Here is a 20,630-nt window from a genome sequence, read left to right on the forward strand (position 1 = left end):
ACAAAATTGGTGGCGGGCCCGGCCCGCCACCAGGAGGGTATCAGAATGCCAGGTTCGCGCCGAGACTCACGCGCCGATCGCTCTGAAACCAGCTGCGCGTATAGATGGCGTCGTTCTTGTAGCCGCCCATCAGCGTGCGTTGTGTCGCGTTGAGCACGTTCGTGCCCCTGATGGTGAACGACAGATTGTCGGTCACCTTATAAGTCAGGCCAACGTCCACCTGACCATAGGCATCACCATAGACCGGCAGCGCGATCTGCACACTCTGCCCGGCCGCCCCCGGCGCCGAGACAAAGGTATAGGTCGGGGTGGTGCCGTTCGCGTTGGTCGACTGAAGATATTTCGACCGCCACGAATAAGCCACGCGCGCCGAGAGCTGGCTGCGTTCGTAGAGCAGGGTGAGGTTGTAATTGTGCTTCGAAAGCCCCTGGAGCGGCGCATCGTTGCGGATCGCACCGAAGATGTCGCGATAGAGGTCGCCCGGATTCTTGCTGTCGATGTAAGTGTAGTTGGCTTCGATACCGAAGCCGGCGAGAGCACCCGGCAGCATATCGAGGAAGGCGCGGCCGCCCACTTCCACGCCCTTCACCGTGGCGGCTTCCGTGGCGGTGATCACGTCCGAAGCCGCCGCGCTGGCGAGCTCCGTGGTTCCGTTTTGATACCGGATCGTCACGTCACGCTGGGTCAGCGAGAAGATCGGCAGATCCGTGATGCGCTTGTAGAAGCCGTTCAGATAGAACATCGTTCCCGGCTTGGCATACCATTCCAGCGACACGTCGACATTGTTCGACATGGCGGGCTTGAGGAAGGGGTTGCCGGTCGAGGCCGTGAAGTTGGTGAAAATGCCCGGCTGGCCCGAAATCGGATTCGAGGTCGTCGCGACACCGATGTTGCCGCCGCCGCGCGTCGCGTTGAAGTTCGGCAGGTCCATCGTGATGTTGTAGGCGGCGCGCAGCTTGACGTCCTCGGCCGGCTGCAACTGCAGGTTCACCGAAGGCAGGAACCGTGTGAAGCTCGCGCTGCCTCCGCGCGGATCGACCCGCTGCGCCAGGCTTACCGTCTGGCCATTGCGGATATAGCTAAAGGCGTCCTGGACGATGAAGCCCTGGGACTCGTTCTTCACGTGCACCACGCGTCCGCCGATGTTGCCCGAGAATCCGAGCTTGCCGGCCTCATAGTCCCGCCCGAAGCGGACCTGCGCATAAGCGGCGGAAGTTTCGGTCTTCCACAGGCCCAGGTCCTGCGGCAGGAACGAAGCTGGCCGCGACCGCGCACCGCCATATCCCAGGGGTGCAGGGCGGTGCAGTTCGTCGGCGGTCACCCCCTCGAGGAGCGCGATGGATGGCCACAGCGTATTCGCCGGGACACCGATATCGCCGTGGAAGAAATTGTCGAAGGCGTAATATTCCACATCCCCCGGCCGGGCGTCGGCGAAGGTCAATTGCGGATCGCCGTTCCAGCCGCGGCCCAGCGCCGTCCAGGTGAAGCCGTTGTTGAGATCGCGCTCCCTGCGCTCCGACACGCGCCCGCCGACCTTCACGGCACGGAAGAAGCTGTCCTCGAACGTGTATTCCGCATCGAGGTTGAACGAATCCATCGTTCCGCGATTGCGCTCATTATGCGGCATCGCCGCCGACCAGCTATAGTTTGCCGGATTGGCGAGCGTGGTCGCGACCGATGCCGGTACGGTGACCTGGGGGAAGTCACCGGTCAGATCGAAGCCGAACGTCGAGGGAAGGGGACGTCGCGGAATATCGCGAGGCGATCGAGCCGGGATGTCGACAGGGTATTCTGGTAGGCGCCCGAAATTTTGAGCGGGCCCTGTCCCGGCTGCCAGCTGAATTGGGCCGAGATATCCCGGGTCATCGAGTTCGAGCGCGTGCCCTCGGTGCCGCCGCCGCCATTGATGGTGCCGCCGGTGGGCAGAAAGGTGTTCGCATCGCGCAGGAACATCGAGCTTGTCGACAACAGCGCGCCGTTATCGTCGAACGTGCTCCCGGTTCGATTGACGGCCAGATCCTGCGAGGTCTGCATCGCGAAGTGCGACTGGTTGTGGTTCTTGTAGCGTGACTGGAAGTAGATGCCGGTCAGCGTCAGATCGTCACTCGGCGCCCATTGTGCTGCGGCGTAGATGCCGCTCCGGTTGCGCTTGAATTCCTCATCGCCATAGTCATAGCCGCCGGGGAGGAACACGTCCTGGGTTTCTCCCAGCAGCCGCCGGCGAAAATAGGGCTCGGTGCGGAAGAAGTTGGACCGCGAGGTGAGCTGGCTGGTCGCCAGATCGACGAGGATGCCGATATCGCCGATCCCGGTGTGCCAGCGATTCGAGAGGAGCATCGATCCGGAATAATCCGTCTTTTGCGTCAAATCACCGTAGCTGACTTCCGCGCTGCCGGCGGCATGCCAGCCGGGCGAGAAATCGAACGGCAGCTTGGTGCGCAGATCGATCTGGCCGCCAGTCCCGCCTTCGATCAGGTCGGCCGTCGCCGATTTGTAGACGTCGACCGCCGACATCAGCTCCGGAGTGACGTCACCCCAGACGAGTCCGCGTCCGCCATTGGCACTGAAAATCTCGCGGCCGTTCAGGCGCGAGGCGACGCCGCTGAGGCCGCGCACCTGAATGCCCGACCCTTCGACCGAGAAATGGTCCGGATCGCCCAGCGCGCCGAAACGAACGATGCTCACGCCCGAGACGCGTTGGAGGACTTCGGTGATGGAATTGTCGGGCAGCTTGCCCGCTTCATCGGCCACGACCGAATTGATGATGCTTTCCGACGCCTTCTTGCGCTCGTCGGCCGCCTGCAGCGCGGCGCGGCGGCCCGTCACGACGATGGTCTGTTCCTCGCCCTCGGTAGGAGCTTGCGCCTGTGCGCCTTGCGCGTCCTGCGCACCAGCGGCGGCCGGCTCGTTCTGCGCAAGCGCCGGATGCGCCGCTCCTGCCAGTGCCAGCAAAGAGACGCCGGTGCGCACAGCCCAACCACGTCCGTTCCGCCCAGACTTTCCGATCGCCATTCAATCCTCCCCAAGGGTGAACCTCCGCACGCATCATTGCCGTGCCGAAGTCGCAAACCGCGCTTTCTGAGCGTCGGTAGCGCTAACATGATTATTCCGATTAATGTTTCTCGTCCAGCAATAATAATATCATTATGACGCAAAACGCTATGTGGGCGCCGGGGTGTGCCGATCTTGCAACAGCATAAATTGGTCGGCGGAATGCGTTAGCGTTAACATATTTTTGCCGCGCACTCTGACCATCCCCGACGCGCCTTATCGCTTCGAATTACGCCTACTCTACTCGGTGTCTCACGCTGCGCGGGGCGCAGCGCTAAAGCAGATTGCCTTCTGTTTTCAGTTACATACCGAGAATCAATATGCCTGCCGCTCTAACGGCGGTAGATTTTATATATGCAGGATAAATTCACCCATGAGAAGTCATTAAAATACGGTCAAATTGTTGCCGCTCGCACGCGCATTGCGTATGTGAGCGGTAACGTTCTCATGTGAGAGAATGCCGTTCTGCGGCGGCGGGCGCGTCAGCAGAAATGCGCACTAAGTAGAGGATTTTCGCGATTTTCCCGGTACGGGCGAGTATCGCGCATGGGGAAAAGGCACGACAGCGATGTTCAGCAGTCGGGATGTGGGACGCGCTGGGCGAAATGTCGGCCATGATGAGATAGCGGCGATTCTGGGATGCGAGATTCTCTCGGGATCACGTCCTCCCGGTTCGCGCATGCCCGGCGCGCCCGAGCTCTTCGAGCGATTCGGCGCGTCCCGGGTGTTGATGCGCGAAGTGACCAAGACCCTCGTCGCCAAAGGCATGATCAGCGCAAAGGCTCGCGTCGGCACGCAGGTGTTGCCGCCGGACCAGTGGAACTGGTTCGACCCCGACGTGCTGGCATGGCGCGCGCGGGTCGGCCTCGACGCCAGCTTCGTCCGACATCTCGGCCAGATGCGCCGGGCAGTGGAGCCGGCGATTGCCGCCCTCGCCGCGACCGAGCGCACGCCGGATCATCTCGATCGGATGCGGGCGGCACTTGCGGCGATGCGGTTGGCCGGCATCAACCGGCACGCATTCGCCAAGGCGGATCTCGAATTTCACGTCGCGGTCGCGATTGCTTCCGGGAACCCGATGTTCCGCTCCTTCGCCAGCGTCATCGAAATCGCCTTGGGGGCTTTATTCTCCTTGAGCAGCCCGGATCGGCCGGACGCGATTGCTGAAAATGTCGCCCGGCACGCAGCGATCGCCGACGCCATCGAACGCGGGGATGCCGAGGCCGCAGCCGCCGCGATGCTGGCGGTCATCCACATGGGCTCCGATTATATGACAGGCAGCGGCAACCATGAACTGAGCTCGGTCCGCCCCCAGGAAGCAGTCAAGACCGCCTAGCCTCCCGAACCGGCGGGCCTCAAGCCTGGCCGAACGCCCAGCGCAGGGTGCCGGCCACACCGCGTGTGCCCATCCGCACTGCCGGCGTCGCCAGTCCCGGTCCCTGCAGTCCGTGCATCGCACGCGCCCAGCCCGGCAGCAGGTCCACGGCCGCGCCGAAGGTCAACGCCTGAAAGGGCTTCACTGCAAGGCTCGGCGCGGGCTGATCGAGCACCATCCGCGCGACTTCGCGCGTCCGCGCATCGGCAACCAGTTCGCCGCGCATCTCTGCGATCAACGCATTGGCCTCGGCGCGGCTGCGCGGGATCGGATCTGCGCCCAGTGCCTCGGCGATGTGCGCGAAATCGGCGAAATAGCGGTCCTGATCGGCGAGCGGCATGTGCGGCTCGGCATAGCGAATCCATGCGTCGAGGAAGCTCACCGCCTCGGTCACGTGCACCCAGGCGAGCAGCCGCGGATCGTCCGCCGTATAGGGCGTGCCATCGGGCAGAATGCCCTTCACGCGCGTGTGCACGTCGCGCACCTTCTCGATCATCGCCTCGGCCTCTTGCGCCGAACCATAGGTCGTGACGGCGATGAACCGCGCGGTGCGTCGCAGGCGCCCGAGCATGTCGCCGCGGAAGCTCGAATGGTCCCAGACGCCCGCGAGCACCGCCGGGTGGAGCATCTGGAGCAGTAACGCCGCGACTCCGCCCACCATCATCGTGGTGACATCGCCATGCACCCGCCACACCACGGATCGCGGCCCGAACAGGCTCTCCTCGGGCTTGCGCTGGACCGGCTTCTCGCCTCTCGACTGATCGTTGAACACCGCGCGCACCTGCCCAATCAGGGCGCGTCTGAGCGTGCGGGCGACGGGAGCGGCTGGAGTCATCGGCTCCCAAGCTAGGGGTTCACGGCGCGGCCGCAACCCGCCCGTGCACAGTTCCGTCTCCGCGCTTTCGCTGATAGGCTCGCATTAACCATATCGGGGGACTCGCGGACTTGCCGAACCTCAGGCCCGCCTGCGTATTGCTGCTCGCCGCGACATTGCTCGCCACGGCCGGACGTGCCGTCGGCACTGATCCCGCGATCGAGAGCCTGCCGCAGCCCGCCATCGAAGGTGTGGCTCCGATGCTGGTGGTCGTCGACCTCGCGAGCCAGCGCCTCGTCGCCTATCGCGGCGGTGAACCGATCGCGACCTCCCCGTCTCCACCGGCAAGCCCGGCCACGGTACCCCACGCGGCGTGTTCACGATCCTTCAGAAGAAGAGCTTCCACCGCTCGAATCTCTACAGCGACGCGCCGATGCCGTTCATGCAGCGCCTCACCTGGAGCGGCGTCGCGCTGCACGCCGGCACTCTGCCCGGCTATCCCGCCTCGCACGGCTGCATTCGGCTGCCGCACGATTTCGCGCGGAAACTGTTCGGCGAGACGCGCACCGGAATGACAGTCATGGTCGTCGGCCAGCGATCCTCCGTGCGGGTCCGCCCGATGACCGGGCCGGCCTGGTGGCGGCCCGGCCTCGCCACGCGCGGTCCGGTGACGATCGTGGTCAGCGGCGCCGACCGTCGGATGATCGTGCTGCGCGACGGCATGCAGATCGGCTCGGCACCCGCCGCATTCGACGGGGTCGTCGAGCGTCCCCAGGCCTATGTGCTCCGCGCGGACACCGGCTGGACCCGCGTCACGCTGCCGGGTGAGCGCGTGACGCCGCGCATTCCCTTCGCAGTTGCCGATAGCGATGATTCGCAAGCGCGTGACCCCTTCCAGCGCGGGCTCGCCACGGTGGTCGGGCCGGGCGCGACGATGGTGGTCGTGCCCGAAAGTCTTGCCTCCGGGGTCGGCGCATTGCCGCCGCCGCGCCAGTTGTCCGGCGACGAGGAGATGGTCGACCAATGGCTTGCCGATGACGGGGTGAGCGGAGGGCGTTGACCGCGCGCCTTTTGCAGTGCAGCAACCGCTGCCATGGCTAGCCTGGCGATCGCAAACAACCCGGACATCCGTTTTCTGGGTCGGCTCCTCGGCGACGTGATCCGCGCTTATGGCGGCGAGGAGCTGTTCAAGCGCATCGAATATATCCGCGCCACTTCAGTCGACCGGCATCGCGGCGTCGCCGGTGCGGGGGCGATCGATTCGGGACTCGATCGGCTGACGCTCGACGAGACGCTCGATTTCGTCCGCGGCTTCATGCTGTTCTCGATGCTCGCCAACCTCGCTGAGGATCGGCAGGGCGTCGAGACCGAGCCGCATGCCGACATCGCCTCGGCGCTCGCGCGATTGAAGGAACACGGCATCGGCCACGACGCCGTGATGGCGCTGCTCGATCACGCTTTGGTCGCCCCGGTGCTGACCGCGCACCCGACCGAAGTGCGCCGCAAATCGATGATCGACCACAAGAACCGGATCGCCGAGCTGATGTCGCTCAAGGATCGCGGGGTCGAGGAGACCGAGGACGGCGACAAAGTCGACGAGGCGATCCTGCGCCAGATCGCTTTGCTCTGGCAGACGCGGGTGTTGCGCCGCGAGAAGCTCGGCGTCGCCGACGAAGTCGAAACCGCGCTCTCTTATCTGCGCGACGTATTCCTGCCGGTGCTCCCGGCGCTCTACGCCCGCTGGGATCGCGCACTCGGCGAACGCGCGCCCTCGTTTCTGCGCGCGGGGAGCTGGATCGGCGGCGATCGCGACGGCAATCCGTTCGTCACGGCCGACTCGATGAAGCTCGCACTCGCGCGTTCGGCCGAGGCGGTGCTCGCTTATTATATGGACGCGGTCCACGCGCTCGGTGCCGAACTGTCGATCTCGACCGAGCATGCCAGCGTCAGCGAGGCAGTGCTCAAGCTCGCCGAAGCGAGCCACGATACCGGCCGCAGCCGCGAGGACGAACCCTATCGCCGCGCGCTCACCGGAATCTATGCGCGGCTGTCGGCGACGCACGAGAAGCTCACCGGCAAGCGCCCCGGCCGCCCGGCGCCGCTTCAGGGTGAACCCTATGCCGAACCTGCGCAGCTTCGCGAAGAGCTCGCCGCCATCGCACGCGGGCTGGCGGCAGAGGGTGCCGGCCCGCTCGCCAGCGGCGGCGCGCTCGGCCGGCTGATCCGCGCCGTCGAGACCTTCGGCTTCCACCTCGCCACGCTCGACATGCGCCAGAACAGCGCGGTCCACGAACGCGTGATCGCCGAATTGCTCAAGGCCGGCGGCGTCTGCGACGATTATGCCGCGCTCGACGAGGATGCGCGCATCGCATTGCTCCGCCGCGAGCTGGAAAGCGTGCGGCCGCTGACCAGCCCCTATGCCGACTATTCGGAAGAGACCGCCTCCGAGCTGGCGATCGTCCGCGCCGCGGCCGACGCGCACGCCAGATACGGGCGCGAGTGCATCACGCATTACATTGTCTCGATGGCACAATCGGTATCGGACCTGCTCGAGGTCCATGTGCTGCTCAAGGAAGCCGGCCTCTACATTCCCGGCGAACGGCCGCAGGCGCACATCATGGCGATCCCCTTGTTCGAGACGATCGCCGATCTCGAAGGCGCGCCGGCGATCATGGAAGCCTGGCTGAGTCTCCCCGAAGTCGCGGCGATCGCCGCCGGGCGCGGCCATCAGGAAGTAATGATCGGCTATTCGGATTCGAACAAGGACGGCGGGTACCTCACTTCGACCTGGCAGCTTTCGCGCGGCTCGACTGCGTTGAAGCCGGTATTCGAAAAGGCCGATCTCGCGATGCAGCTGTTCCATGGCCGCGGCGGCGCGGTCGGGCGCGGCGGCGGATCGAGCTTCTCGGCGATCCTCGCCCAGCCGCCAGGCACGGTGCAGGGCCGGATCCGCATCACCGAACAGGGCGAAGTGATCGCCGCCAAATACGGCACGCGGGCGAGCGCGATGACCAATCTCGAGGCAATGGCTTCGGCGACTCTGCTCGCCAGCCTCGAGCCCGAACAGCTCGCCCCCGCCGATGCCGAGCGCTTCGCCGCCGCGATGGACGAACTCTCGGCGACGGCGTTCAAGGCCTATCGCGGGCTGGTCTATGGGACCCAGGGCTTCACCACTTTCTTCCGGCAGGCCACGCCGATCGCCGAGATCGCCGGCCTCAAGATCGGTTCGCGCCCGGCGAGCCGCAAGAAATCGGACGCGATCGAGGATTTGCGCGCCATCCCCTGGGTGTTCAGCTGGGCGCAGGCGCGCGTGATGCTGCCGGGCTGGTACGGCGTCGGCGCGGCGATCGAGGCGTTCGAGGACAAGGGCCTGCTGCGCGAGATGGCCACCGGCTGGCCGCTCTTCGCCTCGACGCTGGCGAACATGGAGATGGTGCTCGCCAAGTCGGATATGGACGTGGCCCGGCATTATGCCGCCCTTGTCGAGGACAAGGCACTGCGCGACGGGATTTTCGGCCGAATCCGCCACGGCTGGAAGGCCACGCATGACGGGCTGCTGACGGTGACGCGCCAGACCCGATTGCTGGAGAAGCATCCCGGCCTCGAAACCTCGATCCGGCTGCGCACGCCCTATATCGAGCCGCTGAACCTCCTGCAGATCGAATTGCTCAAGCGCCACCGCGCCGGCGAGGAAGACGCCCGGATCGGCGAAGGCATCCTGCTCTCGATCAACGCGATCGCCACGGCGCTCCGCAACAGCGGCTAGTTCGTCAGGCCAGAAAAGGCGCCGCCACTTCCGGCGGCACGCGCACCAGCCGGCCGGTGGCGCGGTCGAGGATCGCCCAGGTCGTCTTCGCCTCGACGCGCACCTTTCCATCGGCGCCGGTGAACTTCATGTACCGGTTGAACCGCGCACCCTTCGGCGGTTCGGGGACCCAGGTCTCGGCGGTCACGGTCTCGCCTGCGGAGACATTGCCGCGATAGTCGATCTCGTGGCGGGTCACGACCCAGATATAGGCGTCGTGATGCTCGGGAGCGGCGATCGCGTGCCAATGCGCCACCGCGACATCCTGGATCCACTTGACCCACACCGCATTGTTGACGTGGCCGAGAATGTCCTCGTCCTCGGGACCCGCGATGATCGTGGCGATGTAGGGCGTCATGGCCGACCCTTAGCGCAACTGATCGCCGAAGGTCAGCCTCAGGCCGCGCTCAGCGAATGGCCGTGCACGCGATCGGCGGCGTGCCGGGTGCCGTAAAGGTCATGTCGCCGCCCTTGCCGCGCAGTTCATACCCCTTGGCCGTGTAGCGAATCCCCGAGGCGACGCGCTGTCCGTTCAATGTCGCGAGGGCCTTGCCGCCGCGCGAGACGGTGACGCGGTCATTGTCGGGATCGAAGCGGGCGACGAGGCGCGATCCGTCCATGCAGCGATAGCGCGCAGTCGAGCGATTATCCTCGGTCGGCACCGGCGAAGGCATCGCCTCGCCCGGACTCGGTTTGATGTCGGTGCTGCGGATGCGCCAGCGGCGCTGCTCCGCCGTCGCGCCGTCGATATCGCCGGCACGGTGCAGCGTCACCGATCCGCGCATGTTGAACGGCCGCGCACCCTGCTTCAGCCGGCCATAGACCTGCACCGGCACCGTCACATAACGCTGCCCCGCGCCCGCATCGATCCTGCCCGGCGCACCGATATTGGCGTGATATTCGGAATAGCGGGCGAAGCTCGCCGCGAAGACCTTTGCGTCCATCCCCGCCGCGCCCGGCTCCCACAGCCGATACGCCTGGCCGTATTTCCCCTGCTCCAGCAGCGCATAATAGGTCTGCACGACATTGGCCGCGCCCTGTGCGCTGTCCTCGGTGAACGGCGCCTCGCTGACCGGCGTCCTGTCATCATCGAGCCCTCCCGGCTCGCCGGGCGCCGGCGGATTGAGCGGCGCGGGCGTCGCCGCCACCGGCGGAGACGCGGGGCTCGGCGTAGCTTCGTCCGGAAGTACCGCGACCTGGTTCGCGGGCACCGCGACATTCTCGGCAGGTTGGGAAGAGCAGGCGGCAAGCGTCAGAAGCAACGGCAGGGACAGGCGCATGAAATTGATCCGTGTTAAGCGGCGGGCGACGAACGCACCCGCCGCCGCGCCAGTTCCTCAATTCGGGAAAGGACGGTTCCCGATAAAGCCGAGCCGATCGACGCCGGCACGCTTCACTACCGCAAGAACGCTGTCGAACCGGTCATAGCGCGCATCGGGATCGGTGTTCATGTGAAGCACCGCCGCGGTATCACGCTGCATCGCCTCCAGCAAAGCCGGCAGCTCGGCATCGGCGATGCGGCGCCCGTCCCAGAACAGCGCGCCGCCGCGATCGATCGCCAGCTGGTGCGGCCGTTCGATCGGCGGATCGCCAATACCGGTGGGCAAGTCGATCGGCACCTTGTGCGTGGCGAGGGGAATGCTGAGGATCATCACGATCAGCAGCACCAGCATCACGTCGATGAACGGCGTGACGTTGATCGCGCTGAACGGAACGGGCTCGGGGACACGCGCGGCCTTGACCATGGCACCTCTCCTCATCGTTGATGATGTAACATATCATGATGAGGAGAGGCCACAATAGTTCTTTCAAATCCTCCCTCGCGCAGCGGGGGAGGTGGCGCCGAAGGCGACGGAGGGGCCTCTCCACAGGCGGTCGCTCGCGGCCAGGCCCCCACCACCAGCTTCGCTGGTCCCCTCCCCGCTGCGCGAGGGAGGATTTTGGCCCTCAGCAATTCTCGTATTTCCAGTTGCGCCGCTTGCCCTCGCGCATCCACTCCACCGCTTCGGCGACGCGCTTCGCCTTGGTCTCGGGCCGCTTGGCCTCGGCGATCCATTCGCAATATTCGCGGCGGCAGCTCGGCGGAAAGCCGGTGAAGGTCTCCGCCGCCTTCGCATCGCCCGCGAGCGCCTCGGCGAGCTCGGCCGGCACTTCGGCCTCAGGCTTGGGCGCCTTTGCCGCGCGCACCGGCTTGTGCCCGGCATCGATCCGCGTGACCGCATCGCGGACCTGCGCTTCGAATATCTCCGCAGAAGGCAAACCGTCGAGGCTCTCGATCCGGCCATACTGGCCCATCGCCTCGCCTTCCTTGCCCGTCGCCAGCGCCTGGCGATCCCAGAAGCCGAAAGTCGCATGCGCCTTGAACGCAGCCACGTTGGCCAGCGGCTTACCCTTATAGGTGAAGGCCGGCATCGACCATTTGATCGACTCCTCCACCTCCGGACACGCCGCATGGACGCGCTCGCGCATCCAGCCGAGGATCGGCTGCGCGAACTCCGCCCTGCTGGCGATATAGGTATCGACGCGCGTGTCCCGCGGCATGGCGCCCCTCCGATTGACCGGCGGCATGCTGGGTTCGCGCCGCCGCCCCGTCAAGCAGGGTCAGGGCTCGAGCGCGATGTCGTCGCCGTCGTCGAGCTCTTCGTCGAGATCCGCCTCGTCGACATCGTCGTCGTCGAGATCGGCCTGGATCTCGTCCTCGCGGACATCTTCGTCGTCCTGGTCGACATCGTCGTCCTCCTCGCCGAGCTCGTCGTCGATCATATCGAGCTCGTCGGTATCGTCCTCATCGCCATCGTCGCCGAGGTCGATCGGGATGTCGGTCAGGATGTTGCCGTCGCTGGGCGCGTCGTTGGTCGCCTCGATGATCTCGGCGCGCTGGCTTTCGTCATAGCCGTCCTCGTCGAAACCGTCGTCGTTGGGGCCCTGTGCCGGAACCTGATGACCACCCATCGCCTGTCCTTTTCGCTTCGGGGACATAGGAATGTCCCCCATCACCGGTCGAACGGGGATCATGCCACATCCGTTCCGTGATAGCGGAAGGAACCGTTCAGCTCGGGCGGAAAAGCCTGCCCTTCTCGGCGATCGCGATCGCCACGAAGGCAAGCACGCCCAACACGAGGAAACCCAAATAGAGCGGCACGGTGGTACCATCGAACGACTGGCCGATCTGCGCGCCGATCAGTGCCCCGCCCAAGGTCGCGACGAAGCCCTGCAGGCTCGAGGCGGTCCCGGCGATCTCGCCCATCCGCTCCATCGCCATCGCCGAGAAATTCGAAGTGGCGAGGCCGAAGCTCGCCATCATCAGCGCCTGGAGGATCGCAAAGGTCCAGAGGTTCTCATGCCCCGAAAAGGCGATCACGAGGTGGATCGCGGCGAACAGGATCAGCGCCGAGAGCGCGGTGTGGGAGATCCGCCGCGTGCCGATCTTCATCACGATCCGCGAATTGAGGAACGATCCGATCGCCATCGTGCTCGCCACCGTCGCGAACACCACGGTCAGCAGCTCGGGGCGACCGAACACGTCCTGCATGATCTGCTGGACCGACCCGATGAAGCCGAATAGCCCACCCGAAAGCAGCGCGGCGGCGATCGTGTAGCCCACTGCGCAGCGATCCCGCAGCACCAGCCCGTAATCGGCAAGGATCCGGCTCGGCTGAAGGCTCTGGCGCGAATCCGGGTTGAGCGTCTCCGGCATGCGCAGCCAGAACCACGCCACCACCAGCGCCGAAACCGCGCCGACGCCCCAGAAGATCATCCGCCACGATCCGCCCGCCGCGAGCACGCCCTGGCCGAAGGCGGGGGCGAAGATCGGCGCGGCCATGAAGACGATGAACGCGAGGCTCATCACGCGCGCCATCGCCCGGCCGGCGAAGCAATCGCGCACAAGCGCTACCGTCACCACCCGCGCGCCCGCCGCCGACGCGCCCATCGCCGCCCGCGCGATCAGCAGCAGGACGAAGCTGCCCGAGATCGCCGCGAGCGCGCTGGTGAGCACATAGCTGGTCAGCGCGATGATCAGCACCGGCCGCCGCCCGAACCGGTCCGAGAGCGGACCGTAGACGAGCTGCGCGAAAGCGAAGCCGAGCAGGAACGCTGTGATCACGAACTGACGGTGATTGGGCTCGGTCACGCCGAGGCTGTCGCCGATCGCCGGGAGCGCCGGCAGCATCGAATCGATGCCGAGCGCGGTCAGCGCCATCATCGACGCGATCAGCGCCACGAACTCGCCGAACCGGAGCGGCGCGCGATTGGCGGATTCGGTGGAGAGATGCGGCGCGGACATGACTGGAGCCAATGGCGGATCGCCGCGCGGGCGTCACCCCTTGTTGACGCTCGGGCGACCGATCCCTAGTGTGTTGTGACAATAATACGCATGCGGAGATCCGGAATGCATCGTGCCTTGCTGCTGTTGACGCTCCTGCCTCTCGCCGCCTGCGGCGGATCGGGGACGGGCACCAGCTTCTCGATCAACGCCACGTCCGACGAGGACGGCAATTCCACGATCACCACCGACAGCAACGGCCAGATGGCGATCAAGGCTCCCGGCTTCGAAGGCGCGATCAAGCTGCCCAAGTTCCATGTCAACGCCGAGAATTTCGATTTCAACGGCGTCAAGCTCTACCCCAATTCGCAGGTCAGCGAGCTCAACGTCGATGCCGACGACAACAAGACCGGCGAGGGTAGGGGCAAGGTCCGCGTCGCATTCGAAAGCCCGGCGGCACTGGCGAAGGTGCAAGGCTGGTTCCGCGAAAAGATGACTGCGCGCGGCTTCAAGATCGAAGCCGATGGCGACGGGCTCAAGGGCACCACCAACGACGGCGACCCCTTCAGGCTCGTGCTCGGCGCCGACGGCGACCAGAAGACCAAGGGCAAGCTCGAGATCGGCAGCTGAGCCTTGAACAGATAGCAAGGCGGACCCGCTTGTTCCGCAGCGGGTTGCGGGTCTAGGTGGAGCATAACCCGGAGACTCGCATGCTCGACACTCTCGCTGAAATCCCGGCGCTTTCGCTCGCTGATCAGCAATCCGATCCCGACGGCTTCGCTCAGGAGTTCGGCCGTTCCTTCCAGCGCTTCGGCTTCGCCGTGGTGCGCGAACACGGCATTCCCGCCGATCTGATCGAGCGCGCCTGGGCGATGACCAAGGCGTTCTTCGACCTGCCGGAGGCGGAGAAAAGCAGCTATTTCGTCGAGGGCGGCGGCGGCGCGCGCGGCTATACGCCGTTCAAGACCGAAATCGCCAAGGGCGCGACTCATGTCGACCTCAAGGAATTCTGGCATGTCGGCCGCGAGATCGCGCGAAGCCATCGCTTCGCCGAACAGATGCCGGCGAACATCTGGCCCGACCGGCCCGAGGGTTTCCGCGAGACCTTTCTCGAGCTATTCCAGGCGTTCGACGATGCCGGCGACAAATTGCTCTCGGCGATCGCGCGCTATCTGGGGCTGACGCCGAACTGGTTCGACCCGGCGGTCAAAGACGGCAATTCGGTGCTCCGCCTGCTCCATTATCCGCCGGTCGACGCAAATGCGCCCGAAGTCCGCGCCGGCGCGCATGAGGACATCAATTTGATCACCCTGCTGCTCGGCGCCGAGGAGGCCGGGCTCGAATTGCTCGACCGCGACGGCAAGTGGCTGCCGGTCAAGCCGCCCGAAGGCGCGATGGTGGTCAATGTCGGCGACATGCTCCAGCGGCTGACCAACCATGTCCTGCCCTCGACCACGCACCGCGTGGTCAATCCGCCGCCCGAACGCCGCGGCCATGCGCGCTATTCGATGCCCTTCTTCCTGCATCCCGCGCCCGATTTCCTGATCGAGACCCTGCCCGGCTGCATCAGCGCGGAGCGGCCCAACCGCTATCCCGAGCCGATCAGCTCGCACGACTATCTCCACGAACGGCTCGTCGAGATCGGCCTGATCAAGAAGTAAGTGCTAGAGCCCCTTGCGCCCGAAGCCCGGGCGCTCGGGTGTGCGCGGCGCCGCCATCAGCGAGTCCCGCCGCTCGGCGAGATAGCGCGCCATGATCGCATCCGCGTCGAAGCTGGCGCTGGCCGGCTCGTTTGGCGCGGGCGCGGCACCACAGGGCGGCGCCGAGGCGGCGATTGGCGTCGAAACATCGCGCGCGGCACTGAGTTCGGCGGCGAAGGCTGCGGCGGCCTTGCTCCCGCCCGTGACATTGCCGAGCGTGATCGCGAGCTTGCGCACCCCGGTCATGCGGGCGAACAGGCCGTCGCTCTCCTGCGCCCGGAACGAAAAGATCATGTGGCGGCTCGTCGGGATGAAATTGACCCAGAGCGTCCGCTTCTCGATGCCGATCAGGTCGGCGATGCACGCCGTCCTGCTGCCGATGCGGACATGCGCCCCTTCGATCCGCGCGACCACGCGGGTAGGCAACTGCCAGCCGAGGAACGGTGATCCCAGGATCACCAGCGGGTACAGGCGATCGCCGAACAAAGGTGCGCCGAACAGGCCGGTGGTGATCATCGGCCACACCACGAGGGCGAGTCCCAAGGCGAGCAGCGCATTGTGCCAGCGTGCGGATCTGAGTTCCATGCAGCGAGCCTCCCGGCCCCGAATAACCCAGGCGGCTTAACGCAATCTCTACTGCGGGGCAGATTTGCTTGGCTTGCGGCGCGGGGGAAGTTCCTCTAGGCGAGGCGCATGCCTGAAACACCGCCTCTCCGCATCGCACTCGCCGGCCTCGGCACCGTAGGCGCGGGCGTGATTCGCCTGCTCGATGCCAATGGCGAGCTGATCGCCCGGCGCGCGGGGCGGCCAATCGTGGTGACGGCGGTCTCGGCACGCGACCGCACCAAAGATCGCGGCGTCGATATCGGCCGCTTCGAGTGGGTCGATGATCCCACCGAGCTGGCGCGGCATCCGGAAGCCGATGTGGTGGTCGAACTGGTCGGCGGATCTGACGGCCCTGCCCTCGCACTCGCCCGCGCGACGCTCGCCGCGGGCAAGAGCCTCGTCACCGCCAACAAGGCGATGATCGCGCATCACGGGCTCGAACTCGCGCGTGCCGCCGAAGGGGCGAACCTCGCGCTCAAGTTCGAAGCCGCGGTCGCCGGCGGCGTACCGGTGATCAAGGGCCTGCGCGAAGGCGCCGCCGCCAACGTGATCGCCCGCGTCTACGGCATCCTCAACGGCACCTGCAATTTCATCCTCTCCAAGATGGAGGCCGAAGGCCGCGACTTCGCCGAGATCCTCAGCGAAGCCCAGGCATTGGGCTATGCCGAAGCCGACCCCAGCTTCGACATCGACGGCGTCGATGCCGCGCACAAGCTCTCGATCCTCGCCAGCGTCGCGTTCGGCACGCAGCCCGGCTTCGACGATGTCGCGATCACCGGCGTGCGCCACATCCTCGCCGCCGACATCGCCGAGGCCGCGGCGCTCGGCTATCGCATCCGCCTGCTCGGCGTGGCGGATGCAGGGCCGCACGGCCTGTTCCAGCGCGTCCACCCGCACCTCGTTCCGCTCAGCCACCCGCTCGCGCACGTCATCGGCTCGACCAACGCCGTCGTCGCCGAAGGCAATTTCGTCGGCCGATTGCTGTTCCAGGGCGCCGGCGCGGGCGACGGGCCGACCGCTTCGGCCGTCGTCGCCGATCTGATCGACATTGCCCGCGGCGAATTCGGCCATCCTTATGCGATGCCCGCCGATGCGCTCGCCGCGCAGCACGCCGCCGAAAGCGGCGACCGCCGCGCCCGCGCTTATGTGCGCCTGACCGTCACCGACAAGGTCGGCGTGCTCGCCGAGATCGCCGCGGCGATGCGCGATGCCGGCGTCTCGATCGAGAGCCTGATCCAGCGCGGCGCCAATCCCGACGGCAGCGTCCTCGTCGCGATCGTCACCCACGAAGGCCCCGAGCGCAGCGTCGCCCAGGCGCTCGAGAAATTGCGCGGATCGCAGAGCCTCGTCGGCGAGCCGATGTGGATGCACATCCTCGGCGAATAGGCGCGAGTGGCTTCGATTTCCCCGTTCGTGCTGAGCCTGTCGAAGCACTGTTCTTTTGCGGTAGGAAGAACGGCCCTTCGACAAGCTCAGGGCGAACGGGGCTATGCGGACCAGCATCAGCAGCCGCGAAATCCTTGATCCTTGCGACGAAGCGAGGCTGCCGCGCGGTTGTGATGAGAGTGCAAACCGTCTGACAGCGCTAGCAGCCTCGACAGTGCAATATGCACCCCTATCGCGACCGGACATCTGTAAGGGGATTACCAGCCGATGACGACCGCCAGCCACGTTCTCGATCGTGTCCTCGTGCTCGAAATGGTGCGCGTCACCGAAGCGGCGGCGATCGCCGCGTCGAGCCTGGTCGGGCGGGGCGACGAGAAGGCGGCCGATCACGTCGCGGTCGAGGCGATGCGCGAGGCGCTCAATTCGCTCTATATGGACGGCACCGTGGTGATCGGCGAAGGCGAGCGCGACGAGGCGCCGATGCTCTATATCGGCGAAAAGGTGGGTTCCGCGATCGGTACCGGCCCCAAGATCGACATCGCGCTCGATCCGCTCGAGGGCACGACGATCTGCGCCAAGGCCGGCCCCAATGCGCTGGCGGTGCTCGCAGTCGCCGAGCATGGCGGTCTGCTCAACGCTCCCGACGTCTATATGGACAAGATCGCGGTCGGTCCCGGCTATCCCGACAATATCATCGACCTCGCCAAATCGCCGACCGACAACGTCAAGGCGCTCGCCGCCGCCAAGGGCGTCGAGCCCAACGAGATCATCGTCTGCGTGCTCGATCGCCCGCGCCACGAGAAGATGATCGCCGAATTGCGGTCGATCGGCTGCGGCATCGTGCTGATCGGCGACGGCGATGTCGCGGGCGTGATCGCCACCACCAATCCGGACACCACGATCGACATATACATGGGCTCGGGCGGCGCTCCCGAGGGCGTTCTCGCCTGCGCGGCTTTGCGCTGCGTCGGCGGCCAGTTCAAAGGCCGGCTGGTATTCCGCAACGACGACGAGCGTGCCCGCGCGCGCAAATGGGGCATCGAGGATCTCGACAAGATCTACGACCTCACCGAACTCGCCAAGGGCGACTGCATCTTCGCCGCGACCGGCGTCACCGACGGCTCGCTGCTCGAAGGCGTCAAGCGCGTCCGCGGCAAGATGACCACCGAGAGCGTGGTGATGCGCGCAAGCTCGGGCACGGTGCGCTGGGTGAAAGGCGAGCACCGGCTCGATTGACAGCCGCGCGGAGCGTCCCTTTAGTCCGGCCAGAACCGGACGGGGATCGCACATGAACAAGCTGATGTTGTTGCTCGCGGCTGGCGTTGCCGCGCTTCCGATGGCAGCGGCGCCCGCGCGTCAGCAGACGTCCGCATCCGTCGCGGACTTTCCCTTCACTTACGAAGAAGTGATGGTGCCGATGCGCGACGGCGCCAAGCTCCAGACCGTCATCATCCGCCCCAGCGGCAAGACCGGCAAGCTGCCGATCCTGCTCCAGCGCACGCCCTATGGCGTCCCCGGCCAGCCGCCGTCGAGCGTGCCCGCATCGATGCGCTTCCTGATGGAGGACGGCTATGTCCTCGTCTTCCAGAACATGCGCGGCCAGTTCAAGTCGGACGGCGATTTCACCATGTCGATGGCGCTCGACGCGAAGGGAAAGAATCAGGTCGACGAGGCGACCGACGCATATGACACGATCGACTGGCTGGTGAAGAACGTGCCCGACAATAACGGCAAGGTCGGGATGTGGGGCGTCTCCTATCCCGGCTATGCGTCGGCGGTGGCGCTCGCCCGCCCGCACCCGGCGCTCAAGGCGGTCAGCCCGCAAGCGGCGTGGAACGACTGGTGGATCAACGACGACCTCCATCGCTACGGCGCGATGCGGCTCTCCTACGCCACCGACTGGCTGTTCAGCCTCCAGAACAACGACAAGGGCGACGATTTCGACTATGGCGGCAAGACGCCAGTCGACACCTATGACTGGTTCTTGAAGCTCGGCCCGGTCGCCAATCTCGACAAGCTCTATTTCAAGGGAGCGTGCCCCAACTCACCGCGATGATCGAGCATCCTGATTACGACGATTTCTGGAAGCGCCAGCGCTGGACCGAGAAGCTCGGCCGCACGACGGTACCGACGCTCCACGTCGCCGGCTTCTGGGATCAGGAGGATCCGCTCGGCACGTGGAAGATCTACGAGAAGATGGAGACGCAGGACCCCGACGGCCTCAACATGATCGTCGCCGGCCCCTGGGCGCACGGCACCTGGCGTTCGCCGGGCAGCGATGTCGGCTATATCAAGCACGGCAAGGAGAGCGGCACCGAGTTCATGCGCGACATCGAGGCGCCGTTCTTCGCCTATTGGCTCCACGGCAAGGGGACCAAGCCCGCCTTCGAGGCGCGCATGTTCCAGAGCGGATCGTGGGAGTGGAAGTCGTATCCCAAATGGCCCGCCCCCGGCGCGACCCTGACCAACCTCTATCTGCAGAGCGACGGCACGCTTTCCTTCACTGCCCCCGCCGATGCCGGCCAGTGCCGCGAGTACGTCTCCGATCCCGCCAATCCGGTGCCGTTCCGCGAACGCCCGATCTCGCGCACTTATCCCTCGCAGGAATGGCGCTGGTGGGAAGCGGCGGACCAGCGCTTCGTCGATCACCGGCCCGATGTGCTGAGCTACACCAGCACCCCGCTCGAGGCGGACCTGACCGTCACCGGCGAAGTCGCGGCGAAGCTGATGGCCTCCACCTCGGGCACCGACAGCGACTTCGTGGTCAAGCTGATCGATGTGCTGCCCGACGATTACGAGCCCTTCCGCCCCGGCGCGCTCGGCGAATACCCGCGCACGATGAACGGCTATCAATTCCCGATCGCAATGGAGGTCCGCCGCGGCCGCTATCTCCAGAGCTTCGAGAAGGCGACGCCGCTCACCCCGAATCAGGTGATCGCATGGGGCGTGCCGCTGCGCAGCCACGACCATGTCTTCAAGAAGGGCCACCGGATCATGGTGCAGGTCCAGTCGAGCTGGTTCCCGGTGATCGACCGCAACCCGCAGAAGTTCGTGCCCAACATCTACAAGGCGGCGCCCGAGGATTTCGTGAAGGCGACCCAGCGCGTGTGCGGCGGATCGCTGATAGCGCTGCCGGTCGTCAAATAGCGACCGGCATCCGCATCAGATGCGCGCCCGCGCCGTAGGAGGGGTCGGCCTCGCGCGGGACAGTGTCGAAGCCCTGCGCGGCCCAGTAAGGATCGGCGCCGCCAACCGCTATCAGCGTGATGTCGGTGAAACCGAGCGCGCGGGCGTCGCCGACGACGAGGTCCAGCGCCGTCTTGCCGGCGCCGGTACCGCGCGCCGAGGGCAGCAGCGCAATGTCGTGGAGGTAGAAGGTGTCGGCATCCGCAGGGATCGCACCGAGCAGCGCCCCCAGCTTTGGTGGGCTCTGGCGATGCCACGGGTGGCTGATCAGATAACCGACGGCTTCGCCCTCGCACTCGAACACCCGACATCCGGCAGGATGCAGCGCCAGCCGTTCGGCATAGACTGCCACCGGCTCGGTATAGCGCCCGTGCACCGCATCCGAGATCGCCGACACCGCCGCGAGGTCACCGGCGCGCATCGATCGCCAGAACCCCGCCACT

Annotated in this window: 20 protein-coding genes; 9 read left to right on the forward strand and 11 right to left on the reverse strand. The window is 65.9% G+C overall.

Features of this window, described 5'->3' with window-relative positions; all coding sequences use genetic code 11:
- Window positions 1–40 precede the first annotated feature (40 nt).
- Both PIB19_RS13405 and PIB19_RS13410 read right to left on the reverse strand, forming a co-directional pair.
- Window positions 41–1,777, reverse strand: a complete 1,737-nt coding sequence (locus PIB19_RS13405; RefSeq protein ID WP_336297332.1) for a TonB-dependent receptor — start codon at window positions 1,775–1,777, stop codon at window positions 41–43.
- Window positions 1,711–3,012: a TonB-dependent receptor plug domain-containing protein gene (locus PIB19_RS13410; protein ID WP_271237774.1), complete on the reverse strand. Its 1,302-nt coding sequence runs from the start codon at window positions 3,010–3,012 to the stop codon at window positions 1,711–1,713. The genes PIB19_RS13405 and PIB19_RS13410 overlap by 67 nt, the downstream gene beginning before the upstream one ends.
- Window positions 3,013–3,619: 607 nt before the next feature.
- Between PIB19_RS13410 and PIB19_RS13415 the strand changes: the two genes are divergently transcribed.
- The gene (locus PIB19_RS13415) at window positions 3,620–4,387 is read left to right on the forward strand and encodes a FadR/GntR family transcriptional regulator (RefSeq protein ID WP_271237775.1); all 768 of its coding nucleotides are present in this window, start codon (window positions 3,620–3,622) and stop codon (window positions 4,385–4,387) included.
- 19 nt (window positions 4,388–4,406) lie between these two features.
- Here PIB19_RS13415 and PIB19_RS13420 read toward each other — a convergent pair whose 3' ends face one another.
- Window positions 4,407–5,261 carry an oxygenase MpaB family protein gene (locus tag PIB19_RS13420; protein WP_271237776.1) on the reverse strand — a complete coding sequence of 285 codons (855 nt, stop codon included), beginning with the start codon at window positions 5,259–5,261 and terminating at the stop codon, window positions 4,407–4,409.
- Between the two features lie 352 nt (window positions 5,262–5,613).
- Here PIB19_RS13420 and PIB19_RS13425 point away from each other — a divergent pair, with 352 nt between their 5' ends.
- Window positions 5,614–6,300: a L,D-transpeptidase family protein gene (locus PIB19_RS13425; protein WP_271237777.1), complete on the forward strand. Its 687-nt coding sequence runs from the start codon at window positions 5,614–5,616 to the stop codon at window positions 6,298–6,300.
- A gap of 33 nt (window positions 6,301–6,333) precedes the next feature.
- Complete coding sequence (ppc, locus tag PIB19_RS13430; RefSeq protein ID WP_271237778.1) at window positions 6,334–9,006, forward strand: phosphoenolpyruvate carboxylase; 2,673 nt, start codon at window positions 6,334–6,336, stop codon at window positions 9,004–9,006.
- Between the two features lie 4 nt (window positions 9,007–9,010).
- Here ppc and PIB19_RS13435 read toward each other — a convergent pair whose 3' ends face one another.
- The 6 genes from PIB19_RS13435 to PIB19_RS13460 form a co-directional block, all read right to left on the reverse strand.
- On the reverse strand, window positions 9,011–9,403 hold the full coding sequence (locus tag PIB19_RS13435) for an acyl-CoA thioesterase (RefSeq protein ID WP_271237779.1): 393 nt from the start codon (window positions 9,401–9,403) through the stop codon (window positions 9,011–9,013).
- Between the two features lie 49 nt (window positions 9,404–9,452).
- Window positions 9,453–10,325 (reverse strand): MliC family protein, encoded by an 873-nt coding sequence (locus PIB19_RS13440; protein WP_271237780.1) that lies wholly within the window; start codon window positions 10,323–10,325, stop codon window positions 9,453–9,455.
- 57 nt (window positions 10,326–10,382) lie between these two features.
- Window positions 10,383–10,790 carry an ExbD/TolR family protein gene (locus tag PIB19_RS13445; RefSeq protein WP_271237781.1) on the reverse strand — a complete coding sequence of 136 codons (408 nt, stop codon included), beginning with the start codon at window positions 10,788–10,790 and terminating at the stop codon, window positions 10,383–10,385.
- Window positions 10,791–10,992: 202 nt separating this feature from the next.
- Window positions 10,993–11,586, reverse strand: a complete 594-nt coding sequence (locus PIB19_RS13450) for a YdeI/OmpD-associated family protein (protein WP_271237782.1) — start codon at window positions 11,584–11,586, stop codon at window positions 10,993–10,995.
- Between the two features lie 60 nt (window positions 11,587–11,646).
- A complete protein-coding gene (locus tag PIB19_RS13455; RefSeq protein WP_271237783.1) occupies window positions 11,647–11,997 on the reverse strand; it encodes a DNA primase in 351 nt (116 codons plus the stop codon).
- A gap of 97 nt (window positions 11,998–12,094) precedes the next feature.
- On the reverse strand, window positions 12,095–13,330 hold the full coding sequence (locus tag PIB19_RS13460) for a multidrug effflux MFS transporter (RefSeq protein WP_271237784.1): 1,236 nt from the start codon (window positions 13,328–13,330) through the stop codon (window positions 12,095–12,097).
- 105 nt (window positions 13,331–13,435) lie between these two features.
- Between PIB19_RS13460 and PIB19_RS13465 the strand changes: the two genes are divergently transcribed.
- On the forward strand, window positions 13,436–13,939 hold the full coding sequence (locus PIB19_RS13465) for a hypothetical protein (RefSeq protein WP_271237785.1): 504 nt from the start codon (window positions 13,436–13,438) through the stop codon (window positions 13,937–13,939).
- Between the two features lie 80 nt (window positions 13,940–14,019).
- Window positions 14,020–14,970 carry an isopenicillin N synthase family dioxygenase gene (locus tag PIB19_RS13470; RefSeq protein ID WP_271237786.1) on the forward strand — a complete coding sequence of 317 codons (951 nt, stop codon included), beginning with the start codon at window positions 14,020–14,022 and terminating at the stop codon, window positions 14,968–14,970.
- Window positions 14,971–14,973: 3 nt separating this feature from the next.
- Here PIB19_RS13470 and PIB19_RS13475 read toward each other — a convergent pair whose 3' ends face one another.
- A complete protein-coding gene (locus tag PIB19_RS13475; protein WP_271237787.1) occupies window positions 14,974–15,594 on the reverse strand; it encodes a hypothetical protein in 621 nt (206 codons plus the stop codon).
- A 108-nt stretch (window positions 15,595–15,702) separates the two neighbouring features.
- Between PIB19_RS13475 and PIB19_RS13480 the strand changes: the two genes are divergently transcribed.
- The 4 genes from PIB19_RS13480 (at window position 15,703) to PIB19_RS13495 (ending at window position 20,148) form a co-directional block, all read left to right on the forward strand.
- Complete coding sequence (locus tag PIB19_RS13480; RefSeq protein ID WP_271237788.1) at window positions 15,703–17,001, forward strand: homoserine dehydrogenase; 1,299 nt, start codon at window positions 15,703–15,705, stop codon at window positions 16,999–17,001.
- 267 nt (window positions 17,002–17,268) lie between these two features.
- Window positions 17,269–18,237: a class II fructose-bisphosphatase gene (glpX, locus tag PIB19_RS13485; protein ID WP_271237789.1), complete on the forward strand. Its 969-nt coding sequence runs from the start codon at window positions 17,269–17,271 to the stop codon at window positions 18,235–18,237.
- A 52-nt stretch (window positions 18,238–18,289) separates the two neighbouring features.
- Window positions 18,290–19,057, forward strand: coding sequence for a CocE/NonD family hydrolase (locus tag PIB19_RS13490; RefSeq protein WP_271237790.1), 768 nt, complete (start codon window positions 18,290–18,292; stop codon window positions 19,055–19,057).
- On the forward strand, window positions 19,054–20,148 hold the full coding sequence (locus PIB19_RS13495; RefSeq protein ID WP_271237791.1) for a CocE/NonD family hydrolase: 1,095 nt from the start codon (window positions 19,054–19,056) through the stop codon (window positions 20,146–20,148). Before PIB19_RS13490 ends, PIB19_RS13495 begins: the two co-directional genes overlap by 4 nt.
- Here the strand turns inward: PIB19_RS13495 and PIB19_RS13500 are convergent.
- On the reverse strand, window positions 20,141–20,629 hold the full coding sequence (locus PIB19_RS13500) for a GNAT family N-acetyltransferase (RefSeq protein ID WP_271237792.1): 489 nt from the start codon (window positions 20,627–20,629) through the stop codon (window positions 20,141–20,143). The two genes, PIB19_RS13495 and PIB19_RS13500, sit on opposite strands and share 8 nt — an antisense overlap.
- Window position 20,630: the final 1 nt, after the last annotated feature.

The organism is Sphingomonas sp. 7/4-4 (assembly GCF_027941955.1).
Classification (GTDB): domain Bacteria; phylum Pseudomonadota; class Alphaproteobacteria; order Sphingomonadales; family Sphingomonadaceae; genus Sphingomonas.